This window comes from Acidiferrimicrobium sp. IK (genome assembly GCF_025499425.1).
GTDB lineage: Bacteria > Actinomycetota > Acidimicrobiia > Acidimicrobiales > Palsa-688 > Acidiferrimicrobium.
The window spans coordinates 1-20099 of record NZ_JAIMCB010000019.1; the positions used below are offsets into that span (position 1 = coordinate 1).

Annotated in this window: 16 protein-coding genes; 7 read left to right on the top strand and 9 right to left on the bottom strand. The window is 71.6% G+C overall.

Annotation, left to right across the window (positions count from 1 at the left end; all coding sequences use genetic code 11):
- Positions 1-206 precede the first annotated feature (206 nt).
- Positions 207-2159, top strand: coding sequence for a protease pro-enzyme activation domain-containing protein (locus K6U06_RS21875; protein ID WP_262324107.1), 1953 nt, complete (start codon positions 207-209; stop codon positions 2157-2159).
- Here K6U06_RS21875 and K6U06_RS21880 read toward each other — a convergent pair.
- The 3 genes from K6U06_RS21880 to K6U06_RS21890 form a co-directional block, all read right to left on the bottom strand.
- On the bottom strand, positions 2156-4057 hold the full coding sequence (locus K6U06_RS21880; protein ID WP_262324108.1) for an AAA family ATPase: 1902 nt from the start codon (positions 4055-4057) through the stop codon (positions 2156-2158). The two genes, K6U06_RS21875 and K6U06_RS21880, sit on opposite strands and share 4 nt — an antisense overlap.
- Before the next feature lie 145 nt (positions 4058-4202).
- Positions 4203-5030, bottom strand: coding sequence for an MBL fold metallo-hydrolase (locus K6U06_RS21885; RefSeq protein ID WP_262324109.1), 828 nt, complete (start codon positions 5028-5030; stop codon positions 4203-4205).
- Between the two features lie 107 nt (positions 5031-5137).
- Positions 5138-5653 carry a MaoC family dehydratase gene (locus K6U06_RS21890; RefSeq protein WP_262324110.1) on the bottom strand — a complete coding sequence of 172 codons (516 nt, stop codon included), beginning with the start codon at positions 5651-5653 and terminating at the stop codon, positions 5138-5140.
- A gap of 58 nt (positions 5654-5711) precedes the next feature.
- On the opposite strand from K6U06_RS21890, the gene K6U06_RS21895 reads away from it, so the two are divergent.
- Both K6U06_RS21895 and K6U06_RS21900 read left to right on the top strand, forming a co-directional pair.
- Positions 5712-6362 (top strand): class I SAM-dependent methyltransferase, encoded by a 651-nt coding sequence (locus K6U06_RS21895; RefSeq protein ID WP_262324111.1) that lies wholly within the window; start codon positions 5712-5714, stop codon positions 6360-6362.
- A gap of 46 nt (positions 6363-6408) precedes the next feature.
- Positions 6409-8001 carry an acyl-CoA dehydrogenase family protein gene (locus tag K6U06_RS21900; protein WP_262324112.1) on the top strand — a complete coding sequence of 531 codons (1593 nt, stop codon included), beginning with the start codon at positions 6409-6411 and terminating at the stop codon, positions 7999-8001.
- 19 nt (positions 8002-8020) lie between these two features.
- On the opposite strand, the gene K6U06_RS21905 is transcribed toward K6U06_RS21900, so the two are convergent.
- Positions 8021-8371: a WhiB family transcriptional regulator gene (locus K6U06_RS21905; protein ID WP_262324113.1), complete on the bottom strand. Its 351-nt coding sequence runs from the start codon at positions 8369-8371 to the stop codon at positions 8021-8023.
- Positions 8372-8439: 68 nt separating this feature from the next.
- A complete protein-coding gene (locus tag K6U06_RS21910) occupies positions 8440-9372 on the bottom strand; it encodes an HpcH/HpaI aldolase/citrate lyase family protein (protein WP_262324114.1) in 933 nt (310 codons plus the stop codon).
- A gap of 189 nt (positions 9373-9561) precedes the next feature.
- Between K6U06_RS21910 and K6U06_RS21915 the strand changes: the two genes are divergently transcribed.
- Positions 9562-12354, top strand: coding sequence for an EAL domain-containing protein (locus tag K6U06_RS21915; protein ID WP_262324115.1), 2793 nt, complete (start codon positions 9562-9564; stop codon positions 12352-12354).
- Here the strand turns inward: K6U06_RS21915 and K6U06_RS21920 are convergent.
- From K6U06_RS21920 to K6U06_RS21935, 4 genes are read right to left on the bottom strand one after another with little or no spacing between them, the layout of a single operon-like run.
- Positions 12344-13528 (bottom strand): hypothetical protein, encoded by a 1185-nt coding sequence (locus tag K6U06_RS21920; RefSeq protein ID WP_262324116.1) that lies wholly within the window; start codon positions 13526-13528, stop codon positions 12344-12346. The two genes, K6U06_RS21915 and K6U06_RS21920, sit on opposite strands and share 11 nt — an antisense overlap.
- Positions 13525-14331 (bottom strand): hypothetical protein, encoded by an 807-nt coding sequence (locus K6U06_RS21925; RefSeq protein WP_262324117.1) that lies wholly within the window; start codon positions 14329-14331, stop codon positions 13525-13527. The genes K6U06_RS21920 and K6U06_RS21925 overlap by 4 nt, the downstream gene beginning before the upstream one ends.
- Positions 14331-14825 carry a hypothetical protein gene (locus K6U06_RS21930; protein WP_262324118.1) on the bottom strand — a complete coding sequence of 165 codons (495 nt, stop codon included), beginning with the start codon at positions 14823-14825 and terminating at the stop codon, positions 14331-14333. Before K6U06_RS21930 ends, K6U06_RS21925 begins: the two co-directional genes overlap by 1 nt.
- A gap of 26 nt (positions 14826-14851) precedes the next feature.
- Positions 14852-16285 carry a class II fumarate hydratase gene (locus K6U06_RS21935; protein ID WP_262324119.1) on the bottom strand — a complete coding sequence of 478 codons (1434 nt, stop codon included), beginning with the start codon at positions 16283-16285 and terminating at the stop codon, positions 14852-14854.
- A 221-nt stretch (positions 16286-16506) separates the two neighbouring features.
- On the opposite strand from K6U06_RS21935, the gene K6U06_RS21940 reads away from it, so the two are divergent.
- The 3 genes from K6U06_RS21940 to K6U06_RS21950 all read left to right on the top strand — a co-directional run bounded on the left by K6U06_RS21940 (position 16507) and on the right by K6U06_RS21950 (position 20083).
- Positions 16507-17862, top strand: coding sequence for a C40 family peptidase (locus K6U06_RS21940; RefSeq protein ID WP_262324120.1), 1356 nt, complete (start codon positions 16507-16509; stop codon positions 17860-17862).
- Positions 17863-17944: 82 nt separating this feature from the next.
- Complete coding sequence (locus K6U06_RS21945) at positions 17945-18886, top strand: zinc-binding dehydrogenase (RefSeq protein ID WP_262324121.1); 942 nt, start codon at positions 17945-17947, stop codon at positions 18884-18886.
- Positions 18887-18991: 105 nt separating this feature from the next.
- Positions 18992-20083, top strand: coding sequence for a DUF3048 domain-containing protein (locus tag K6U06_RS21950; protein ID WP_262324122.1), 1092 nt, complete (start codon positions 18992-18994; stop codon positions 20081-20083).
- Positions 20084-20099 lie beyond the last annotated feature (16 nt).

A 20099-nucleotide genomic window follows, 5' to 3' on the forward strand; every position in this document is an offset into this window, starting at 1 on the left:
GCCGGATGCGGCTTCACCAACATGGCCAACTACCGGGTCCGGATCCTCGGCCACTGCAACAACCTCGGCCGGCCGCTACCCTCAACACCGGTTGGTGCCACCCCACCTAAAGGGTGAAGAGCCGGATTGAATTCCAGATTCTCTCGGGGAATGCTGCGGATGGCACGGCCGATACAGCGTGCCGCCTCCTACGAAAGGTCCAGTACATGAAGGGTCCTAACCGTCGTACCGCCGCCGCGCTCGGCGCCGCAGCGTCTCTCGTCACCGGCCTCGGGATGAGCTCGGTGGCGAGCGCGGCGCCGGCAGCCACCACTGACCTCGCCGGCTCACGGCCCTCGTTCGCGACCAGCGGGACCGATACGGGGGCGGTCCCGGCGTCCACGCCGGTCGACTTCGAGATCGCCCTCAACCTGCCGAAGGAGGCCGCCGCCGAGCAGGAGGTGCAGGCCCTTTCCACTCCCGGCAGCCCGTCGTTCCGCAAGTTCTTGACCGCGGACCAGTTCCGGGCCGCCTACGCGCCTTCCGCAGCTGCGACCGCGGCGGTGTCGTCGTGGGCCGAGAAGTCCGGGCTGTCGGTGGTGTCGGTCGCGCCGAGCCGGCTCTACGTCGAGGTCGCCGGCACCGCAGCCCAGGCCGAGAACCTGACCGGCACGTCCCTGCACCACTACCAGTCCGGTGGGAAGGTCCTCACCGGCCCGACCAGCGACTACAAGGTGCCGGCTTCGCTGGCGTCGACGGTCGCGGGATTCGTCAACCTCGACGACAGCGACACGGCGCAGCCTGCCGCGAGCCTGCCCGGGCCCCCGCCCGGGGTCCGCTACGGCGTGCAGCCGTGCTCGGCCTACTACGGCGAGAAGATCGCGACCGACAAGCCAAGTGCCTACGGCCAGAAGTGGCCCTACACCATCTGCGGCTACCACGCGACCCAGTACCAGAAGGCGTTCGGCCTATACGAAGGCATCCGAAACGGCGTAGACGGCAGGGGCGTCACCGTGGCGATCACCGACGCGTACGCGTCGCCGACGATGCTGGCCGACGCCAACCAGTGGTCCCGGCAAAATGGCCTGCCGACCTTCGCGCCGGGGCAGTACACCCAGATCACGCCGAACGCCGACGCCTACAGCCGGGAGCACGCCTGCGGGCCGCAGGGCTGGTACGGCGAGGAGAGCCTCGACGTGGAGGCCGTCCACGCCATGGCCCCGGGCGCCAACATCTTGTACTACGGGGGCGCCAACTGCGCCGGCGGCCTCAACAAGGCTTGGGCCAGCGCCATCGACCAGGGCAAGGCGAGCGTGGTGACCGACTCGTGGACCTTCGGCAACGAGAACGTGTCCCCGGCAGCTCAGACCTTCTTCCAGAACTACCTCCTGGAAGCGGCCACCACCGGCATCACCGTGCAGTTCTCCTCCGGTGACAGCGGCGACGGCACGAGCGGAGGGACCAAGCCGTCGGCCAAGACGGTGGAGTTCCCGGCGTCCAACCCGTACGCCACCGGCGTGGGAGGCACCAGCACCGAGATCGGGGTCAACGGCCAGATCGTGTTCCAGCACGGCTGGTCCAGCGACTACTCGCAACTGAGCGCCGACGGCACGTCGTGGACGCCGACGCCTCCTGGCACCTACTCCAGCGGCGCCGGGGGCGGCACCAGCGTGTTGTACAAGCAGCCCTTCTACCAGAAGGGTGTCGTGCCGGCATCGATCAGCAAATACTACGGATCGACGCCGATGCGGGCGGTACCCGACGTGGCCATGCCGGCCGACCCCAACACCGGTCTGCGCATCGGCGAGACACAGGTGTTCAAAGACGGCACCTACTACTCGACCTACCGCCTCGGGGGCACCAGCCTCTCCTCGCCGCTGTTCGCGGGGGTAATGGCCGACGCCATCCAGTACAACGGCTCGGCGGTGGGGCTGGTCAACCCGCTTCTCTACCGCAACGTCGACACGTCTGCCATCACCGACGTCTTGCCGCCGTCGTCGCCGACGGCCACGGTGCGGACCAATCTGGTCAACGGCGTCAACAACGCCAACGGCTACAGCTACGTGCTGCAGACCATCGACGTTCAGACCACGACCATCCACACCCTGCCCGGCTACGACGACGAGACCGGGACCGGCACCCCCAACGGGGCGGCCTTCCTCCAGGCGATGAAGTACTAGCCCCTGGGCGTAGCCGAATCTGAAGCGCCCGACCCGCCTCGGCGCCCCCGCAGGGGGTCGTCGAGGCGGGCCTCCTCCGCGGCGGGTATGGCGGTGAGGTCCACGACCGCGCTGCGATGGTCCTCGTCGGCTCCGGTGAGGACCCCGCCGATCTCGTCTCCGATCAGCTCCTCGCGCTCCAAAAGGGCGTCGCGGAGGGCCTCGACGAGATGGCGGTTGTCGCCGAGGAGGCGCCGGACATCGTCGCGGGCCGTGGCCAGTATCCGCTCCACCGCGGCCGTCCCGTCGTCATCGGCGAGCACCTTGGCCACCAGGTTGGGGGATCCGGGCGTCTGCACCGCGTCAAGCGAGCGGAGCCGGCCGGCCATGCCGAGCGACCCGACCATCTGCGCGGCGGCTTCGGTGGCGGCCTGGAGGTCGCCGGCGACCCCGCTGCTGGTCTCACCGAAGAACAGCTCCTCGGCCACCATGCCGCCCATCGCGATGCGGATCAGGGCCTCGATCTCGCTTTGGGAGCGGGTCCAGCGCTCCTCCACCTCCGAGTGGGACAGAAGGCCGAGCGCCGACCGGCGCTTGATGATCGAGAGCACCTCGAGCTTGCGGTGCGCCGCGACCAGCCACGCCACGGTGGCGTGGCCGGCCTCGTGGGTGGCGATGGCCCGCCGCTCGCTCTCGGCGTAGGCGACCGGCTGGGCCAATCCCAGCTCCTCGGTCAGCTTGGCCCGCTGGATGTCCTCCCACGACAGGCGCTCCGCGCCGCGCCGCAGCGCCCACACCAGCGCCTCGTCGAGGAGATGCTCGAGCATCACCGGCGAGTAGCCGAAGGTCGTCGCGGCCAGGGTTTCGCGGCGGGACGGGTCGTCGAGGCCCGGGTCGTGGGCTTTGCGGGCCAGGTAGTAGTCGATGATCTCCCGGCGCCCGGCCCGGCTCGGGACGTCGACGGTGATCGTCTTGTCGAACCGGCCGGGGCGCAGCAGGGCCGGGTCGAGGTCGCCGGCGCGGTTGGTGGCGCCGACGACGAGGATGTTGGCCGGAGCGACCCTGGGCTTGCGCAGGCGCCGCCCGGCGGGGAGCCACCGATTGAGCCCGTCGATCAGACCGCTCAGCAGCTGGACGGAGCGGGGAGGCTGGTCGAAGGACTGAAGCTGGATCAGCAGCTCGTTGACCACCCCCGAGACGCCCTCCCTGCCGCCGCCACCCATGCCGGAGCGGGCCGCGCCGATGGCGTCGATCTCCTCGATGAACCCGATGGCGCCGCCCTCCCGCCGGGCGTGGGCCCGCAGCGCCTTGAAGTAGGAGCGGATCTTGCGGTTGGTCTGCCCGTAGTACATCGACTGGAACGCCGAGGAGGACACGAAGAGGAACGGCACACCGGCCTCGGCTGCCATGGCCTTGGCCAGATAGGTCTTCCCGGTGCCGGGCGGCCCTTCGAACAGCACCGCCCTGCGGGCGCTGCCGCCCATCCGGTCCCGGAACGTCTTGTGGGCCAGGAACAGGTTGAGGGTCTTGATGACCTCTTCGACGACAGGCCCGACGCCGACCACGTCGGAGAGGTCGGTGTCGATCTCGTCGGGCCGGTACAGCACGTGCGGGGAGCGGCCGGCCCCGAGCAGCGGGACCGCCAGAACCGCTACCAGCACCAGCATCAGCATTGCGGAGGGCAGGTAGGGGCCCCACCCGGCGGGGATGGCCAGGCGAAGCCCGAAGAAGGAGTGGGACCGGGGGTGACCGTCGGCGGCCGCGACGACCAGGGTCACGGCCCGTACCACCAGCGGAACGGCGACTACCGCCAGGATCACCGCGAGGCGCCGGAGCCGCCGGCGTCGCTGCGCTTCGCGGCTGTCGCTCACGTCAGCGGCGCGCAGCACCTCCGACCGGGCCAGGTGTGCGAGTTCCAAGACGGCGCTCCTCGGTCGATGTTTCTGCCACCGTAGGTACCGCGACGGAGGAGCTTCGACCCTCTTCCTGCTGTTCTGCCGGGTCCGGACCCGATTTCCCGGGAAAACCGCGCACAGAGGTCCGCCCGTCGCTGCGCGTACCGGTTCAGAGGTGGAGGGCGAGCCCCTCGTAGGCGGCGAGCACCTTGGGCCCGGCGGGCCCCGACCGTTCCTGGGCCTCGGCGAGGAGCCGGTCCATCTGGTCGTCGTCGTGGGCCGGGTCGTGGTGGAACATCACCAGCGTCGACACCCCGGCGCTGCGGGCCACCCGCAGCGCGTAGTCGATGGTGCAGTGGCCCCAGTGGGACTTCTCGGCGAACTCGGGGGCGGTGTACTGGGCGTCGTGGATCAACACGTCGGCGCCGTCGGCGAGGGCCAATACCCCTTCGTCGATCGACTCCAGGTCGAGCGGGGCCTGGTGGTCGCTGATGTAGGTGACCGTCGCGCCGTCCCACGACACCCGGTAGCCGACGGTGGCGCCGGTGTGGGGCACCGGCCGGACCCGCACCTTGGCGTTGCCGATGGCCAGGTCCTCGTCGGTGACGTCGTGGAACGAGATCCGGCCCCGCAGCTCCTGGAACTGCACCGGGAAGTACGGGGGGCGCATGAAGTTGCCGAACACGGTGCCTAGCGGCTCCCCGTCTTGGGCCGGCCCGTAGATGTCGAACTGCGCCCCCACCCGGTCCGCGGGAGGGAAGAACGGGAGGCCCTGGATGTGATCCCAATGGATGTGGGTGACCAGCGCGGTACCCCGGAAGCTGCCGTCGAGGGGCTGGGTCTCGCCGAAGCGGCGCAGGCCGGTGCCGAGGTCGAGGACGATGGGGTCCTCGCCCGGCACCCGCAGCGCGACGCACGCGGTGTTACCGCCGTAGCGCCGGGTGCTCTCTGATGGGCAGGGACACGATCCCCTCACCCCGTAGAACTCGACTTCCACCGGTCCCCCTACCAAGGGCAACGGGCCCTCGTATGTTCTGGGCGAGGTTACTTACCGGTTGCCGCAAGGGGTACCCGATGTGACGAGTGACTCATCCGCGATGGCGGTCACTCCGACCACGGGTCGCCGGAGTACGGGCGGCGGCGTTCGGGCGCACCGGCCCTTTTCCACACCATGACCTTGCGCTTGAAGTAGCAGACCTCCTCGCCCCGCTGGTTGAACGCCTTGGTCTCGACGGTGACCACGCCTCGGTCGTCGCGCGACGTGGACGGCTTCACGTCGAGCACCCTGGTCTCGGCGTAGATGGTGTCGCCGTGGAAGGTCGGCTTCTGGTGGCGGAGGGACTCGACCTCCAGGTTGGCGATCGCAGCGCCCGACACGTCCGGGACGCTCATGCCGAGGGCCAGGCTGTAGACCAGGTTGCCGACCACGACGTTCTTGCCCTGCACGCTCTCGTTCTCCGCGAACCATGCGTTGGTGTGCAACGGGTGGTGGTTCATGGTGATCATGCAGAACAGGTGGTCGTCGTACTCGGTGATCGTCTTGCCGGGCCAGTGACGGTAGATGTCACCGGGGACGAAGTCCTCGAGGTAGCGGCCGAAGGGGCGTTCGTGGGTCGTCATCGGCCCGCAGCGTAGGGTGCTGGCCCGAGTCGCGTCGTAGTGGGATCAAGGAGAACCGGTGCTGGAGTTGGAGCTGCGCAACGACGTCTATCGCCGCCCGCTGGCGACCGCGCTGGACCGCCTCGGTTTGCGGGAGGGTTGGCGTTGCGCCGACGTGGGGGCCGGCGCCGGCGATGTCAGCGTGGCGCTGGCCCAGGTGGTCGGCGCCGACGGGCGGGTGTACGCCGTGGACATCGACCCAGCGACGCGCGACGAGGTCGCGGCCGCGGCCGCGGAGGCCGGCCGGGCCCAGGTGGTGGCGTTGACCCAGGCCGGCGAAGAGCTGACCTTGCCGGAACCGGTGGATCTGGTGTTCTGCCGCTTCTTGTTGCTCCACGTCCACGAGCCGCTGGCGGTCCTTCGCCGGATGCGCGCCGCGGTCCGCCCCGGCGGGTGGGTGGTGGCGCAGGAGCCGATCACCTCGGCGGGCCGCATCGACGGCCGGCCGTTCTCCCACCTCGACGCCAGGGACCCTGACGTCGGAGCCCGGCTGCCGGCGCTGGCCCGCGAGGCCGGGCTGGACCTGGTCGACGCGTGGGCGGAGGCCCCGGCGTGGGCCGGTCCCGGACCCGTGGCGGACTACCTGGAGACGGTGACCGAGGTCTCCCCCGGCGACGACGCGGTGGTGTTGCCGCCGCTGGTGACCGTCGTGGCCCGCCGGCCGGTTTAGCTGCCCGGCTCGGGGACCGGGCCGGCACCGGCGGTATCGTCTCGCCATGCCCGCCGCCGACCTCACCCTCGCCGCCGCCGCCCTCGACGCCGCCCAGGACGTGGTCGGGCGCGCCGTCGCCCACCTGGCCGGCCAGGGCCCCGCAGCGGTCGACGACAACCAGGCGGTCGCCTACGACCTGGCCCATGCGGCGTCCGCGGTGGCCACCGCCCGGGCCGGCCTGGCCTACGGGGCGCGTGGCGAGTCCGAGGCCAACCTGGCCGTGGCCTTCGCCGCCGACGCGGTGGCTGATCTCCTGGCCCGGCTGGCCGGCCGGGAGGCCCTCTGGGGGGTCGAGCCGGGCGCGCTGGACAGGACCCGGGCGCTTCTGGCGGCCTACCGCGACCCGGCGTGGCTGGCCGGCCTGGCCGGCATCGCCCCTCCCCGGCACCTCGACAGCGACTTCCAGCTGGTGGCCGAGACCTTCCGCCGGTTCGCGGAGGAGCGCATCGCCCCGCAGGCCGAGCGGATCCACCGCCAAAACGCCGACGTCCCCGAGGACATCATCTCCGGGCTCGGGGACCTCGGGGCTTTCGGGCTGTCGATCCCCGAGGCCTACGGCGGGTTCGCGTCCGGCGGCGAGAGCGACTACCTCGGCATGGTGATCGCCACCGAGGAGCTGTCACGGGCCTCGCTGGGCGCCGGCGGGTCCCTGATCACCAGACCGGAGATCCTGGCCCGGGCGCTGGTGAAGGGCGGCACCGAGGCCCAGAAGCTGGAGTGGCTGCCGAAGCTGGCGACCGGTGAGATCATGGCCGGCGTCGCGGTGACCGAGCCGGACTACGGATCCGACGTAGCCGGCCTCACCGTGGCAGCGGCGCGAGACGGCGACGACTGGGTGGTGTCGGGCACCAAGACATGGTCGACCTTCGCGGCGCGCGCCGACGTGTTGATGCTGCTGGCGCGCACCGACCCGGACCGCAGCAAGGCGCACCGGGGCCTTTCGCTCTTCGTCGTTCCCAAAGAGCGCGCCGACGGTCACGGCTTCGTGCTGACCCAACCCGGAGGGGGCCGGCTGGAGGGCCGGCCCATCGACACCATCGGCTACCGAGGCATGCACTCCTACGAGCTGGCTTTCGACGGCTGGCGGGTACCCCACGCCAACCTGATCGGCGGCGACGAGGGCCTCGGGCGAGGCTTCTACCTCCAGATGGAAGGGTTCGAAAACGGCCGGCTCCAGACCGCGGCGCGCGCCGTGGGCGTAATGCAGGCCGCCTACGAAGCGGCCCGGGCCTACGCCGCGGAGCGCAAGGTGTTCGGCAAGCCGGTCGGCGACTACCAGCTGACTCAGGTCAAGTTGACCCGCATGGCCGCCAGCATCGCCGCCGCCCGCGAGTACATGTACGAAGTGGCCCGGCTGATGGCCAAGGGAGAGGGCGCCCTCGAAGCGTCGATGATCAAGGCCTACGTGTGCCGGGCCGCGGAGTCGGTGTCACGAGAGGCGATGCAGATCCACGGCGGAATGGGCTACGCGGAGGAGTACCCGGTCAGCCGGTACTTCGTCGACGCCCGGGTGCTGTCGATCTTCGAGGGAGCCGACGAGACCCTCGCCTTGAAGGTCGTGGCCCGCCGCCTGGTGGCCAACGCCGCCGAATCCTGAACCCCCAACGCCGCCAGGGCTAGCGGCGCGACGAAACGGCCGGGGGACCGTCCGCCACCCGGCGGGTCGCCCGGCGCCACTTGCGGCGCACGTCGCGGCGCTCCTCCTCGTCCAGGCCGCCCCAGATGCCGTACTCCTGGTTGGTGGTGACCGCGAAGATCAGGCACTCCTCCACCACCGGGCAGCCTCTGCAGATCTCCTTGGCCGCGTCGGCGCGCGCCATCGCGTCGCCGGTCACCCCGACCGGGAAGAACATCTCGGGGTCGATGTCACGGCAGGCGGAGGCGCTGCGCCACCCCTCGGCGTCCCAGACGGCTTTGGTCCACCCTGAGGCAACCGTTGCGGACGAGATCGATGACGTCGCTGACATTGCTGCCTCTCCCGAGCCCTAGCGTGGTGTCATATTACGACTAAGTCACGCTAAAGAGCCAGGCGGCGTCAGGAGCGGCGCAGCCCGGCCCGCTCCCCTCGGGCCACGAGGGTGATCGCCACCTTGCGGGAGGCCTCGTCGATCATCTCGTCACCGAGCATCACCGCGCCCACCCGGTCTCCCTCGGTGGCCTTGCGGTAGGCGTCGAGGATCTGCCACGCCCGGTCGAACTGCGCCTGGGTCGGCGAGAACACCTCGTTTAGGATCGTGACCTGATCGGGGTGGAGGCTCCATTTGCCGTCGAACCCGAGGACCTGGGTGCGGGTGCAGTAGTCCCTGAAGCCCTCCGGGTCGCGGACCTTCACGTACGGACCGTCGATGACCTGCAACCCGGCGGCCCGGCCGGCCATGAGGATCTTCATGAACACGTAGTGGAAGTAGTCGCCGGGGTACTCGGGGATCTGCAGGCCTCCGGCGAGGGAAGGCATCCCCATCGACGCCGAGAAGTCGACCGGCCCGAGGATCAACGTCTCGAGCCGGGGCGACGCGAAGGCGATCTCCTCGACGTTGATCAAACCCTGGGCGGTCTCGATCTGCGCTTCGATGCCGATGTGGCCGACCGGGAGCCCGGAGTTGATCTCGACCTGGGTGAGCAGCAGGTCGAGGGCGACGACCTGGGCGGCGGTCTGGACCTTCGGCAGCATCACTTCGTCGAGGCGTTCGCCGGCGCCGCCGACCACCTCGATGACGTCCCCGTACGTCCACTTGGTGTCCCATGCGTTGACCCGCACGCACAGGGTGGCCTCGCCCCAGTCGAGGGTCCTGATGGCGTTGACGACCTTGGCCCGCGCCCCCTCTTTCTCCAACGGCGCGACCGCGTCCTCGAGGTCGAGGAAGAACATGTCCGCCGCCAGCCCCGGCGCCTTGGCCAGGAACTTGTCGTTGGAGCCGGGCACGGCATGGCAGGACCGGCGGGGCAGGGAACGGGTGCGCGCGGACATGGCACGGGAGCCTACGGGGGGGCGGACGCGCCACGCCACCGCCGCCAGCCGAGCTGCCAGCCCGCCCGACTTCGCGCCGTTTGTGAGGATTCGCCGGCGCGCTTTTCCCCGACGGCGGGAGCCCCAGGGTGGTTTCCCGGTGACGGCGCGTACACTTCGTGGCTACTGGGAGGCGGAGGGAATGAACCGGTGGACGCGGCTTCAGTGATGCCAGAGCTGGCCCTCGGGCCCGGCGTCCGGTTGCTGGCCGTCGGGCCGGCGGCGGTCCGGGACGCCTGGGCCGGCGACATCCCCGCGCTGGTGGAGGGAGTCGACGAGGCCATCGGGGCGCTCTCCCCCCGCGACGGGGCGGTGGTGCTGGTCGCCTCCGAGGCGCTTGGCGACGACCCGGTGGCGACCGTCGAACGCCTCCTCGAGGCCCGCCCGGAGGCTGCGGTGCTCGTCGTCGACGACGGCGCCCGCAGCGACGCGGCGGCGCTGCTCGGCGCTGGAGCCCAAGACGTGCTCCAACCGGGTGAGGTGACCGGCCCCAACGCACGGACCCGGTTGGCGGCGGCCCTGGTCCGCAGGGGCCTGCTGCGGGCCGCGGAGCGCCGGGCCCGGCGCCACGAGTTGCTCAACGCCAACGCCAGCGAGGGTTACGCGGTGCTCGACGCAGAAGGGCGGATCCTCGGCGGTTCACCTTCGGGCAGTGACCGGGACCGGGTCGGGGACCTCTCCGGGAACCGGTTCCTCGAGTACGTGCTGCCCCACGACAAGCAGCGGCTGCGGACTCTCTTCGACGCGGTGGCGTCGCAGCCCGGCGCTACCGCCGAGACGGAGGCCGAGCTGCTGATCGACGGCCGGCGCAAGTGGGTCGAGGCGACGCTGTCCAACCTGAGCAACGAGGAGAGCCTGGGCGGGATCGTCGTCAACTACTGGGAGATCACCGCCCGCAAGGAGGCGGAGCGGGCCGTCGCCCGCAACGCCGCCCTGCTCGACGCGGTCGGCCAGGCGGTCATCGCCACCGACCGGGAGGGGACGGTGCGCTACTGGAACCCGGCCGCCGCCGAGCTGTACGGCTGGAGCGCGGAGGAGGCCATCGGCCGGCGCGCCCGCGATCTGATCGGCACCGCCGGCCCCGAACAGCTGGAGGAGATCTACGCCAAGCTGGGCCACGGCCTGCCGTGGTCGGGTGAGCTGGTCCTCCAACGCCGGAACGGGAAGCGGTTCCCGGCGTGGGTCACCAACACCCCGTTCTACGACAACAGCGGGGTCGTCGCCGGGGTAGTCGGCGTGTCGAGCGACATCACCGAGCGGCGCGAGGCGGAGGTCCGCTTCCAGACCGCGTTCGAGCAGTCGCCGATCGGCTTGGTGGTCTCCGATCTGGAGGGTCGCCCCACCTCGGTCAACCCGGCGATCTGCCGGATGCTCGGCCGCTCCCCGCAGGAGCTCGTCGGCCGGCGGTGGGTCGAGTTCGGCGCTCCCGGCGACCGACCGCTCGGGGTGGCCGTCTTGACCGGCCTGGACGACGCCACCGACACCTACAGCGAGGAGCGCCGTTACCTCCGCCCTGACGGCTCGGACGTGTGGCTGGAGGTCCATGTCACCAAAGTCCGCGACGCCCTCGGCGCCCCGCTGTACTACATGGCCCAGATGCAGGACGTGACGGCCCGCAAGGAAGCCCAGGCGCAGCTGATCCACCAGGCCCTCCACGACGAGCTCACCGGCCTGCCCAACCGGGCGGTCCTCAACCAGCAGCTCGACGCGGCGCTCGCGGTCGGGGCGATGACGGGCCGACGCGTCGGCGTGGCGTTCATCGACTTGGACGGCTTCAAGCACGTCAACGACGCGCTCGGCCATGTGGTCGGCGACAAGCTGCTGGTCCAAGTCGGTGACCGCCTGGCCAGCAACATCCGTCTGGGTGACACCGTGGTCCGCTTCGGCGGCGACGAGTACGTGCTCGTCTGCCAGGACGTCACCGAGGAGACGATGGTGGTCCTGACCGAGGCGGTCACCGCGGTGATGACCGCCCCGTACCTCGCCGAGGGCCGGGTCGTGGATCTCCACGCCAGCGTCGGCATAACCGTCAGCCGGGCCGACAGCACCACCGACTCGCTGCTCTCCGAGGCCGACGCCGCCATGTACCGGGCCAAGGAGCTCGGCCGCGACCGCGCCGTGGTGTTCGACGATTCGCTTCGGGACCGCTCCGCTGACCTGCTCGAGAGCGAGCAGGCGCTGCGCGCCGCGCTGGCCAACGACGAGCTGTCGGTCCACTACCAGCCGATCGTGACCCTCACCGACGGCCGGCCGGTCGGGGTGGAGGCCCTGGTGCGCTGGCACAGCGCGGACGGCAAGGTGTTCATGCCCGGGGAGTTCATCCCGGTGGCGGAGCGCAGCGGTCTGATCGTCCGCCTCGGCGCGTGGGTGCTGGAGCGGGCCGCGACCGAGGTCGCCGGGTGGAACGCCGCGGAGCCGGGCCGGCCGCCCATGTGGGTCGCGGTGAACCTCTCCGCTCGCCAGCTCGGAGACCAGGATCTGCCGTCGCTGGTCGCCGACGTGCTGCAGCGCAGCGGGCTGCCGCCGGCGCTGCTCCACCTGGAGATCACCGAGACGGTGGTCATGCAAGACGTCAACGAGTCGATCGCGGTCCTAAACGCCCTCAAGGACATCGGGGTGAAGCTGTCGATCGACGACTTCGGGACCGGGTACAGCTCGCTGGCGTACCTCCGGCAGCTGCCGGTCAACGTGTTGAAGATCGACCGGTCCTTCGTGCGCGACCTCGGTTCCGACTCCGGCGGGGCGTCGATCGTCGAGGCGGTGCTCAGCTTGGGCAAGGCGCTCGGCATGACCTGCCTGGCGGAAGGCGTCGAGACCCCCGACCAGCACGCCGCGCTGAAAGCCCTCAGCTGCCCGCTCGGCCAGGGCTACTTGTGGAGCCGGCCGATCCCCGGCGCCGACGCCTTGCGCTGGCTGCGCTCCCAGCCGCCGCTCACGCCGTGAGATCCGCGGGGATCAGCTGCTCGCTGATCAGCCGGGCGAAGCGGGCCGGGTCGCCGGCCACGAACCGCCGACACAGGGCCACTCCCTCGATGTAGCAGTACACATACGCCCGCCACGTCGGGTCCATCAAGAACTCGACGGCCTTGTCGGCTCGGGCTTTGGTGGTCAGCGACCACCGGGCGATGTAGTCCGAGGCCTCGTCCGCGGTGGTGCCCCGGTCGTGGAGCATGATCGCCGCGTTGCCGCGGACCGCGCCGAGCACCTCGCCGGCCTCCCCCACCTCCGCCACGGTGTCGGCGTCGTAGGGGATCCCTAAGGGGTGGAGGTGGGCGGCGAGAACCGCCTCGGGCCGCCGGCCGGCGATGACCTCGAGGCCGAGGTCGGCGAGCCCCTCGGCCAGGAGGCACTGCGGAGTGCCCACCAAGAAGACCGACTCCTCAAGCTGGTGGCGGCCCCGGACCAGGCCCACCTCTTTGCGGGTGTGCTCGGTGTGATGCCCGGGATAGGCCTCGTGGGCCACGAGATGGCCGAGCGAGGTGGACAGCACCGGCAGGTCGGTGTTGATCGCAACCCTGCTTCGCAGGCCGCCCAGGTAGTAGTTGAAACCCGACCAGGGCTGGCCGGTGACCAGCTCGAAGTCGACGTGCTCGCCTTCGGGGAGGCCGAATAGCCGGTCGGTGCGCTCCCGGAAGTCCTCCGCCAGCGAGACCACCGCTTGTTGCAGCCGTTCGGCGGGAACCACCTGCGCCTCCCTCCACGCCACGTACCGCTCGGCCACCGCCCCGGTGCCGGGCAGCGCGGCGTCGAGCCGGCGGTGGGCGGCGGCCAGCTCGTCCTCCTCGACGTAGCGGGGCCGGACACCGTACGCCGCCTCCACCTCGTCGAGATACCCGAGGGGTTCGCCGGCGAGGATCCGGGCGGTGGTGTGCACGCCGCGGGCCTGCGCCTCCAGCCACCGCCGGCGCGGCCCGTCGAGGGACCGGTCGCCTCGCAGGTCCGCCACCAGCCGCGACGCCTGCCCGACCAGCGCGGCCGGCGACTCGGGCGCTCCGGCCGCCGCCTGGGCGGCGATCTCCGGCGGCCCGTAGTACGCGTCGACCATCCCGTCGATGTGGCGGCCGACGGCCAGCCCCAGTCGGATGTAGCGCTCCACCAGCTCCTCGGCGGTGCTCATCGGGGATCGCGGAGGAGCTCAGCGACCGGAGGGGCGTCGGAGCTGCGCAGCGCAGCGTCGACCTCGCTCAGGCCGCCGGGGCCGGCCACCACGCTTAGGAGCGAGGCGGGGACCATCTCGGTGTCGCGCTCCCACGGCTCGAGGCCGCCGGCGTCGACACGCGACAGCAGGGTGTCCCAGAGGCGGCCCGGCAGTACCGTGCCGACAGGGGTGACCGCCCACACCGGGATCCCTGCGGCGACCGCTACCGCCGCCGCGGCGTGACTCCCGGCAGTGGCGAGGATCCCGCTCGGGCCGGCGGCGTGCGCCTCGATGAGCACCACTCCCGTCACCGCCGCCGCGGCGGCGACGCCGGCGTCGGGGATCACCGTCGCCTCCGTGCCGCTCTCCACCAGCCGGCGGGCCAGCACCGAGCCTTCGCCTCCGGCGTCGACGACGAGCACCTCGACGTCGCCCCTCCGGCGCAGCGCGGAGGCCGCAGTGTCGGGCCAGCCGATGATCACAACCGTGGCCTCCTCGGGCAGCTCGTCGACCAGCACCCGGCCGGTGCGGTCCCGGTCCAAGGCGCTGATCGCCTCGCGGGCCGCCGCATCGGGGTCGTCGGAGCCGAGCATCCGCGCCGACAGCCACCACACCGGCCCGGAGGTGAGGTGGCGACCGATGAGCCGCCGGCACGCCGGCACCAGCCCGGCGGGCTCCTCCATGGCCACCTCGGCCAGGGCGCCGGCGGCCTCACGCGCCACCAGCGACGGGTCGGCGCCCGACGCCCGGGCGACGTAGCGCAACCGCTCGATGGGGTGCATCAGGCGCCCGGCTTGAAGATCATCAGGTAGACCACCACCAGCACCACGACGTTGAACGCGCCCCACCCGAGGGAGATCCGCGTAGCCAGGGCGTCGAGCTGGGCGACCTGCGGGGGTCGCTCGTTCTCGGTGAGGACGGTGACTTTCGACAGCTCCTCGGCCAGCGTTGCGTACCGCTTCCGAGCCGGGCGGATGAGCCCGTGCAGCAGGCCGAGGTCGACCGCGTACAGGCCGAGCGCGGCGCCGACCCAGGCCTGCCCGAAGCCGTAGGTCGACTTGCTGGCGCCGATGGCGGCCATCCCGAACAGGAACGCGCCGTAGATCAGCAGCTCGGCCAGCTGGGTGACCTGCGCGTTGACCTCCAGCACAGCCACGCTGTCAGGGCCGCGCCGGCTGGCCAGCGCCAGAGTCAGCCCGTTGTAGGCCAGCCCACCGAACCCGCCGATCACGCAGATCAGGTGGAGCATGACGAGGATGTTGTAGCCGGTGCCCATCGGATGCCGACCGTACCCCGAGCCGGCTACTTGACGATGCCGCCCTTGGTCATGGCCATCACGTCGAGCGCCCGGTCGACCTCTTCCTCGGTCATCAGCCCCCGCTCGAGGACGACGGTGCGGAGGTCCTTGCCCTCCTTCATCGAGGCTTTGATGACCTTGGCGGCCTCCTCGTAGCCGATGTAGGGGTTGAGGGAGGTGCCGATCGACGGTGAGGAAAGGGCGTATTCCCGGCACCGCTCGACGTCGGCCTCGATCCCCGCGATGCACTTGTCGGCGAACACGCGGCTGACCGCGCTCAACAGGCGGATCGACTCGAGCAGGTTGCGGGCGATCACCGGCAACATCACGTTCAGCTCGAGGTTGCCGGCGGCGCCACCGAAAGCCACCGCCGCGTCGTTGCCGATGACCTGGGCGACGACCTGCGACACCGCCTCAGGGATGACCGGGTTGACCTTGCCGGGCATGATCGACGAGCCGGGCTGCAGGTCGGGGATGCGGATCTCCGCCAGGCCGGTACGGGGACCGCTGCCCATCCAGCGCAAGTCGGTGGCGCACTTGTAGAGCGACACCGCGATGGTGCGCAAGACGCCGGACGCCTCTACCAGGGCGTCGCGGGCGCCCTGGGCCTCGAAGTGGTCGCGCGCCTCGCTCAGAGGCAGGTCGCTGTCGGTGGCCAGCCGCTTGATCACCCCGCGGGCGAAGCCCTTGGGTGCGTTGATGCCGGTGCCCACTGCGGTGCCGCCGAGCGGCAGCTCTCCGATGCGGGGCAGGGCGGCCTGGAGCCGCTCGATGCCGTGCTCGACCGCCGCCGCGTACCCACCGAACTCCTGGCCGAGGGTCACCGGGGTGGCGTCCATGAGGTGGGTTCGTCCGGACTTCACGACGGTCTTCCAGGCCCGGGACTTCTTGCGCAGCGCCTTGGCCAGGTGGTCGAGGGCGGGGATCAGGCTGTCGGTGATCTCGGTGGTGGCCGCCACGTGGATGGCGCTAGGGAACATGTCGTTGGACGACTGCGACGCGTTGACATGGTCGTTCGGGTGCACCTTCACCCCGGCGCCGTCGCCTCTGCCCTCGAGGCGCTCGGTGGCCAAGGTGGCGAGGACCTCGTTCATGTTCATGTTGGTCGAGGTCCCCGAACCGGTCTGGTACACGTCGATCGGGAACTCCCCGTCCCATGCCCCGGAAGCGACCTCGGCGGCGACCTCGGCGATGGCAGCAGCGATGGCCTTGTCGACGGTCTTCAAGCGGGCGTTCTCCAGCGCGGCGGCCCCTTTCAGCCGGGCCAGGGCGGCGATCAGAGACCGTTCGACGGTCGTCCCCGAGATTGGGAAGTTCTCCACCGCCCGCTGCGTCTGCGCCTGCCACCTGGCCGCCACAGGCACCCGCACCTCGCCCATCGAGTCGTGCTCGATGCGGTAGCCGCCGTCGTCCGTCGCGTTCACACGCCCATCGCTCATGCCCGGGACGGTAGCGCCGCTTGCGTCGGCGGTTCACGACCGCGGCCGGCGCCGGCCCTCGACCGTGACGCGGGGGCGCTAAAGCGACAGCCGCGACGACCCGATACCAGAGGGGTGGATGTGACTGCTGAGGGTGTTGAGGCTAGTGTTACCGGCGACTATCGGTGCCGAACGCCTAGCGCCGCCCATCGGGTGGTGCCGGCCGGGAGCCAGGAGCCGCGGTGAGCGCAGCGCCAACAGCCAGCAGCGCCGGGCGGCGAGCGGCGATGGCCGCCGCCGTGGTCGCGGCCGCGCTCAGCGCCGGGCTGGCCCCCGCAGCCGCCGCGTCCCCGGCCGCCTCGTCGGTTGCGCCGTCGGCCGGTGACCCGTCGTTGGCCGACGCAGAGGCCCAGGCGAGCGAGCTGGCCACCAAGATCAGGGTGGAGGGCCAGCAGATCGACCAGCTCTCCGAGCAGGCCGACGCTGCCACTATCCATCTCGGTCAGGTGCGCTCGTCGCTGGCCTCGACCCAGGCGCGCGCCGCCACTACCGACAAGGAGCTGGCCGCGGCCCGGGCTCTGCTCATCGAGCAGGCCCTCGACGCGTACACCAACGGCGGCCACAGTGGCCTGGCCCCGGTGTCGGCCGGCGACGACGCCGCCGACCCCAGCCTGATCGGCGCCTATGGGGAGATCATCGCCGGGAGCCAGCGCGACGCCATCACCGCCTACCGGACCCTCCGCCACGAGCAGACCCTGCAGCAAGCGCAACTCACCGCCGCCCTCGCCGAAGCCCAAAACGCGGCCGCTCAACTGGCCTCCGACCGGAACGCGGCGACCGCCGCCGCGGCTGGGGAGCAGACCACCCTCGCCGGCATCCAGGGCCACATGGCGGTCCTCGTCGCCGCCGCCGAGGCCGCGCAGGCCCAGGCCGCCGCCCAGCAGGAAAAGGCCACGCTGGCGGCGCAGGGCCAGCTGCCGCCACCCGCGCCCGCGGTGGTCACCGCCGCGCCCGGCCCCTCCACCTCGCCCGGCCCCTCCACCTCCCCCCCGCCAGGAAGCTCCGCCGGTCACGCCGCCCAGCCCGCTCCCTCCCTCGACAGTCCCACCGTCCCGACCCCAGCGACGACGCAGCCCACCCACCCGACGGTCCATCCCACCCCGAGCGTGCCCGCCCCGACCGTGCCGACGCCGACCACCCCGACGACGGTGGCGGTGACCCCGCCCCCGCCGAGCGCCTCGCAGGCCCAGACGGCCATCGCCTACGCCCGGGCCCAGCTCGGCGCCCCCTACGTGTGGGCCGGGGCCGGCCCCTACGCGTCCGGTTTCGACTGCTCGGGCCTGGTGATGCGGGCCTACCAGGCGGCCGGAGTCTCCTTCCCGCACCTGGCCCAGGACCAATACGACATGACCGCCCGGGTGGCGATCGGCCAGCTGCAGCCGGGCGACCTGGTGTTCTTCGGCACCCCGGACAACGTCGGGCACGTGGGGATCTACGTCGGCGGCGGCGACATGATCGACGCGCCGTCAACCGGCCAGGTGGTCAGGGTGGAGAGCATCTACTGGAGCGATCTCCTGAGCGGCGGCCGGGTCAGCTGACCGCCAGTGGTAAGGATGCGGTCATGAGAATCGGACTGCATACCGGTCGACCCGGGCGCCGCGTCGAGGGGACCGGCGCCTGATGCGGGCTGCGACGGTCGTCGACAACACCATCGAGATCCGCGAGCACCCGGACCCGGTCCCCGGCGCAGGCCAGATCTTGGTCCGGGTCCGCGCCGCGGGCCTCAACGGCGCCGACATGCTCCAAAAGCGGGGGCTGTACCCGTCCCCGCCGGGCGTGCCGGCCGACATCCCCGGCCTGGAGCTCGCCGGCGAGGTCGCCGGGCTCGGGCCCGGCGCCACCCGCTTCGCTCTCGGTGACCGGGTCATGGCCGTGGTCGGCGGCGGCGCTCAAGCCGAGCTGGCCGTCCTCCACGAGCGGGAGGCCATGCCGGTGCCCGAGCCGCTCTCGTGGGCCGAGGCCGGCGGCCTGCCCGAGGTGTTCACCACCGCCCACGATGCGCTGTTCAGCCAGGCCGGGCTGGGTGTAGGCGAGCGGCTGCTCGTGCACGGGGCGGCGGGCGGCGTCGGGACGGCCGGGGTGCAGCTCGGGGTCGCCGCCGGGGCCGCGGTGACCGCCACCGTGCGCAACGAGGAGGCTCGTCCGTCGGTCGCGGAGCTCGGGGCTCACGTGATCGCCCCGTCCGAATCGGCCGGCCACGGCCCTTACGACGTCATCTTGGAGCTGGTCGGCGCCCCCAACATGGCAGCCAACCTGGAGTCTCTGGCCGTCGGCGGGCGCATCGCGGTGATCGGCGTCGGCGGCGGGGCCAAGGCCGAGATCGACCTGCTGGCGGTGATGGGAAAGCGGGCCCGGATCCACGGTTCGACGCTGCGGGCCCGGCCGCTCGAGCAGAAAGCCGACGCGGCCCGACGGATGGAGGCACACGTGCTTCCCCTCTTCGCCACCCGCCGGCTGCGGGTGCCGGTCCACGCCACCTTCACCCTCGAGGAAGCGGCCGCCGCCTACGACCACTTCGCGGCCGGCGGCAAGTTCGGCAAGGTGGTCATCACCCTCGGCTGAGGCTACGCCGGGCGGTCCACGCCGGTTGGGCCCGCCCACGCCGGTAGGGGCCCGCCGGCGCCGGCATGGCCCGTAGGCGAGGCCATGCCCACCTAACATCCGGGGATGCTCACCGCTGGTGCCGAACCCCGCCGCCCCCGCCGCCGGGCCGCCGCCGTCGGCGTAGCGCTGAGCGCAATCGCCGTCGCCGGCTGCGGCGCCAGCAGCCACCACGCCGCGACGCCCCCCACGTCGGAAGCGGCCACCACATCGACGTCGTCGACGACGGCCGGGCAGCCAGCTACGCCGGCCGCTGCGGTGTCGCCGCTAACCGGCCTGCCACCGCAGTCCGCGGCGCAGCTGCGGGCCCCGGCGGTGGTGGTCAAGATCGACAACGTCGCTGGCGCGCTCCCCCAGACCGGGGTGGTCCAAGCCGACGTGGTCTACGAGGAAATGGTCGAAGGCGGCCTCACCCGGCTGGCCGCGGTGTACCAGTCGGTGTACCCGGCTCAGGTCGGACCGGTGCGCTCCGGGCGGCTGACCGACATCGCCCTGGCCGACGACCTCAACCACCCGGTGCTGGCCTTCGCCGGCGCCAACGCCATCTTCCTGCCTCAGCTGCGGGCCCAGCCGATCCAGGACATCGACATCGACAACCGGCCGGATCTTTTCGTGCGCCAGGGCCCCCACGTGGTGCCGCACAACCTGTACACCAGCCCGGCTGCCGACGCCGCGGTGGACGTTCCGTCCGCGCCGCCCGCACCGCTGTTCGCCTACCGCCCGGGCTCGGCGCCGCTTACCAACCCCGGCGTCGGGAGCGCTACGTCGGTGTCGGTGGGCTGGCCCGCGACGTCGGTGTCGTGGACCTACAGCGCCGCGGCCGGCGTCTACACCCGGGTGCAAAACGGCGCGCCCGACACCGACATCACCGGCCGTCAGGTGACCGCCACCAACGTGATCGTCCAGCCCGTCCAGTACACGACGTCGGCTACGGGCTACGAGAGCGGCGTGTTCACGATCATCCCCGAGGGGCAGTTGCTCGGGACCGGGCCGGTGTGGGTGCTGAGCGGCGGCAAGGTGGTCCAGGGCACCTGGAAGCGCACCTCGCTGACGACGCCAGCGACCTACACCGACTCCGCCGGCCAGCCGATCCCGCTGGCGCCGGGGAACACGTGGGTGGAGCTCACCAACGCCGGGACCCTCCCGCTGCTCAAGTAGCGGCCCCCTCGCCGTT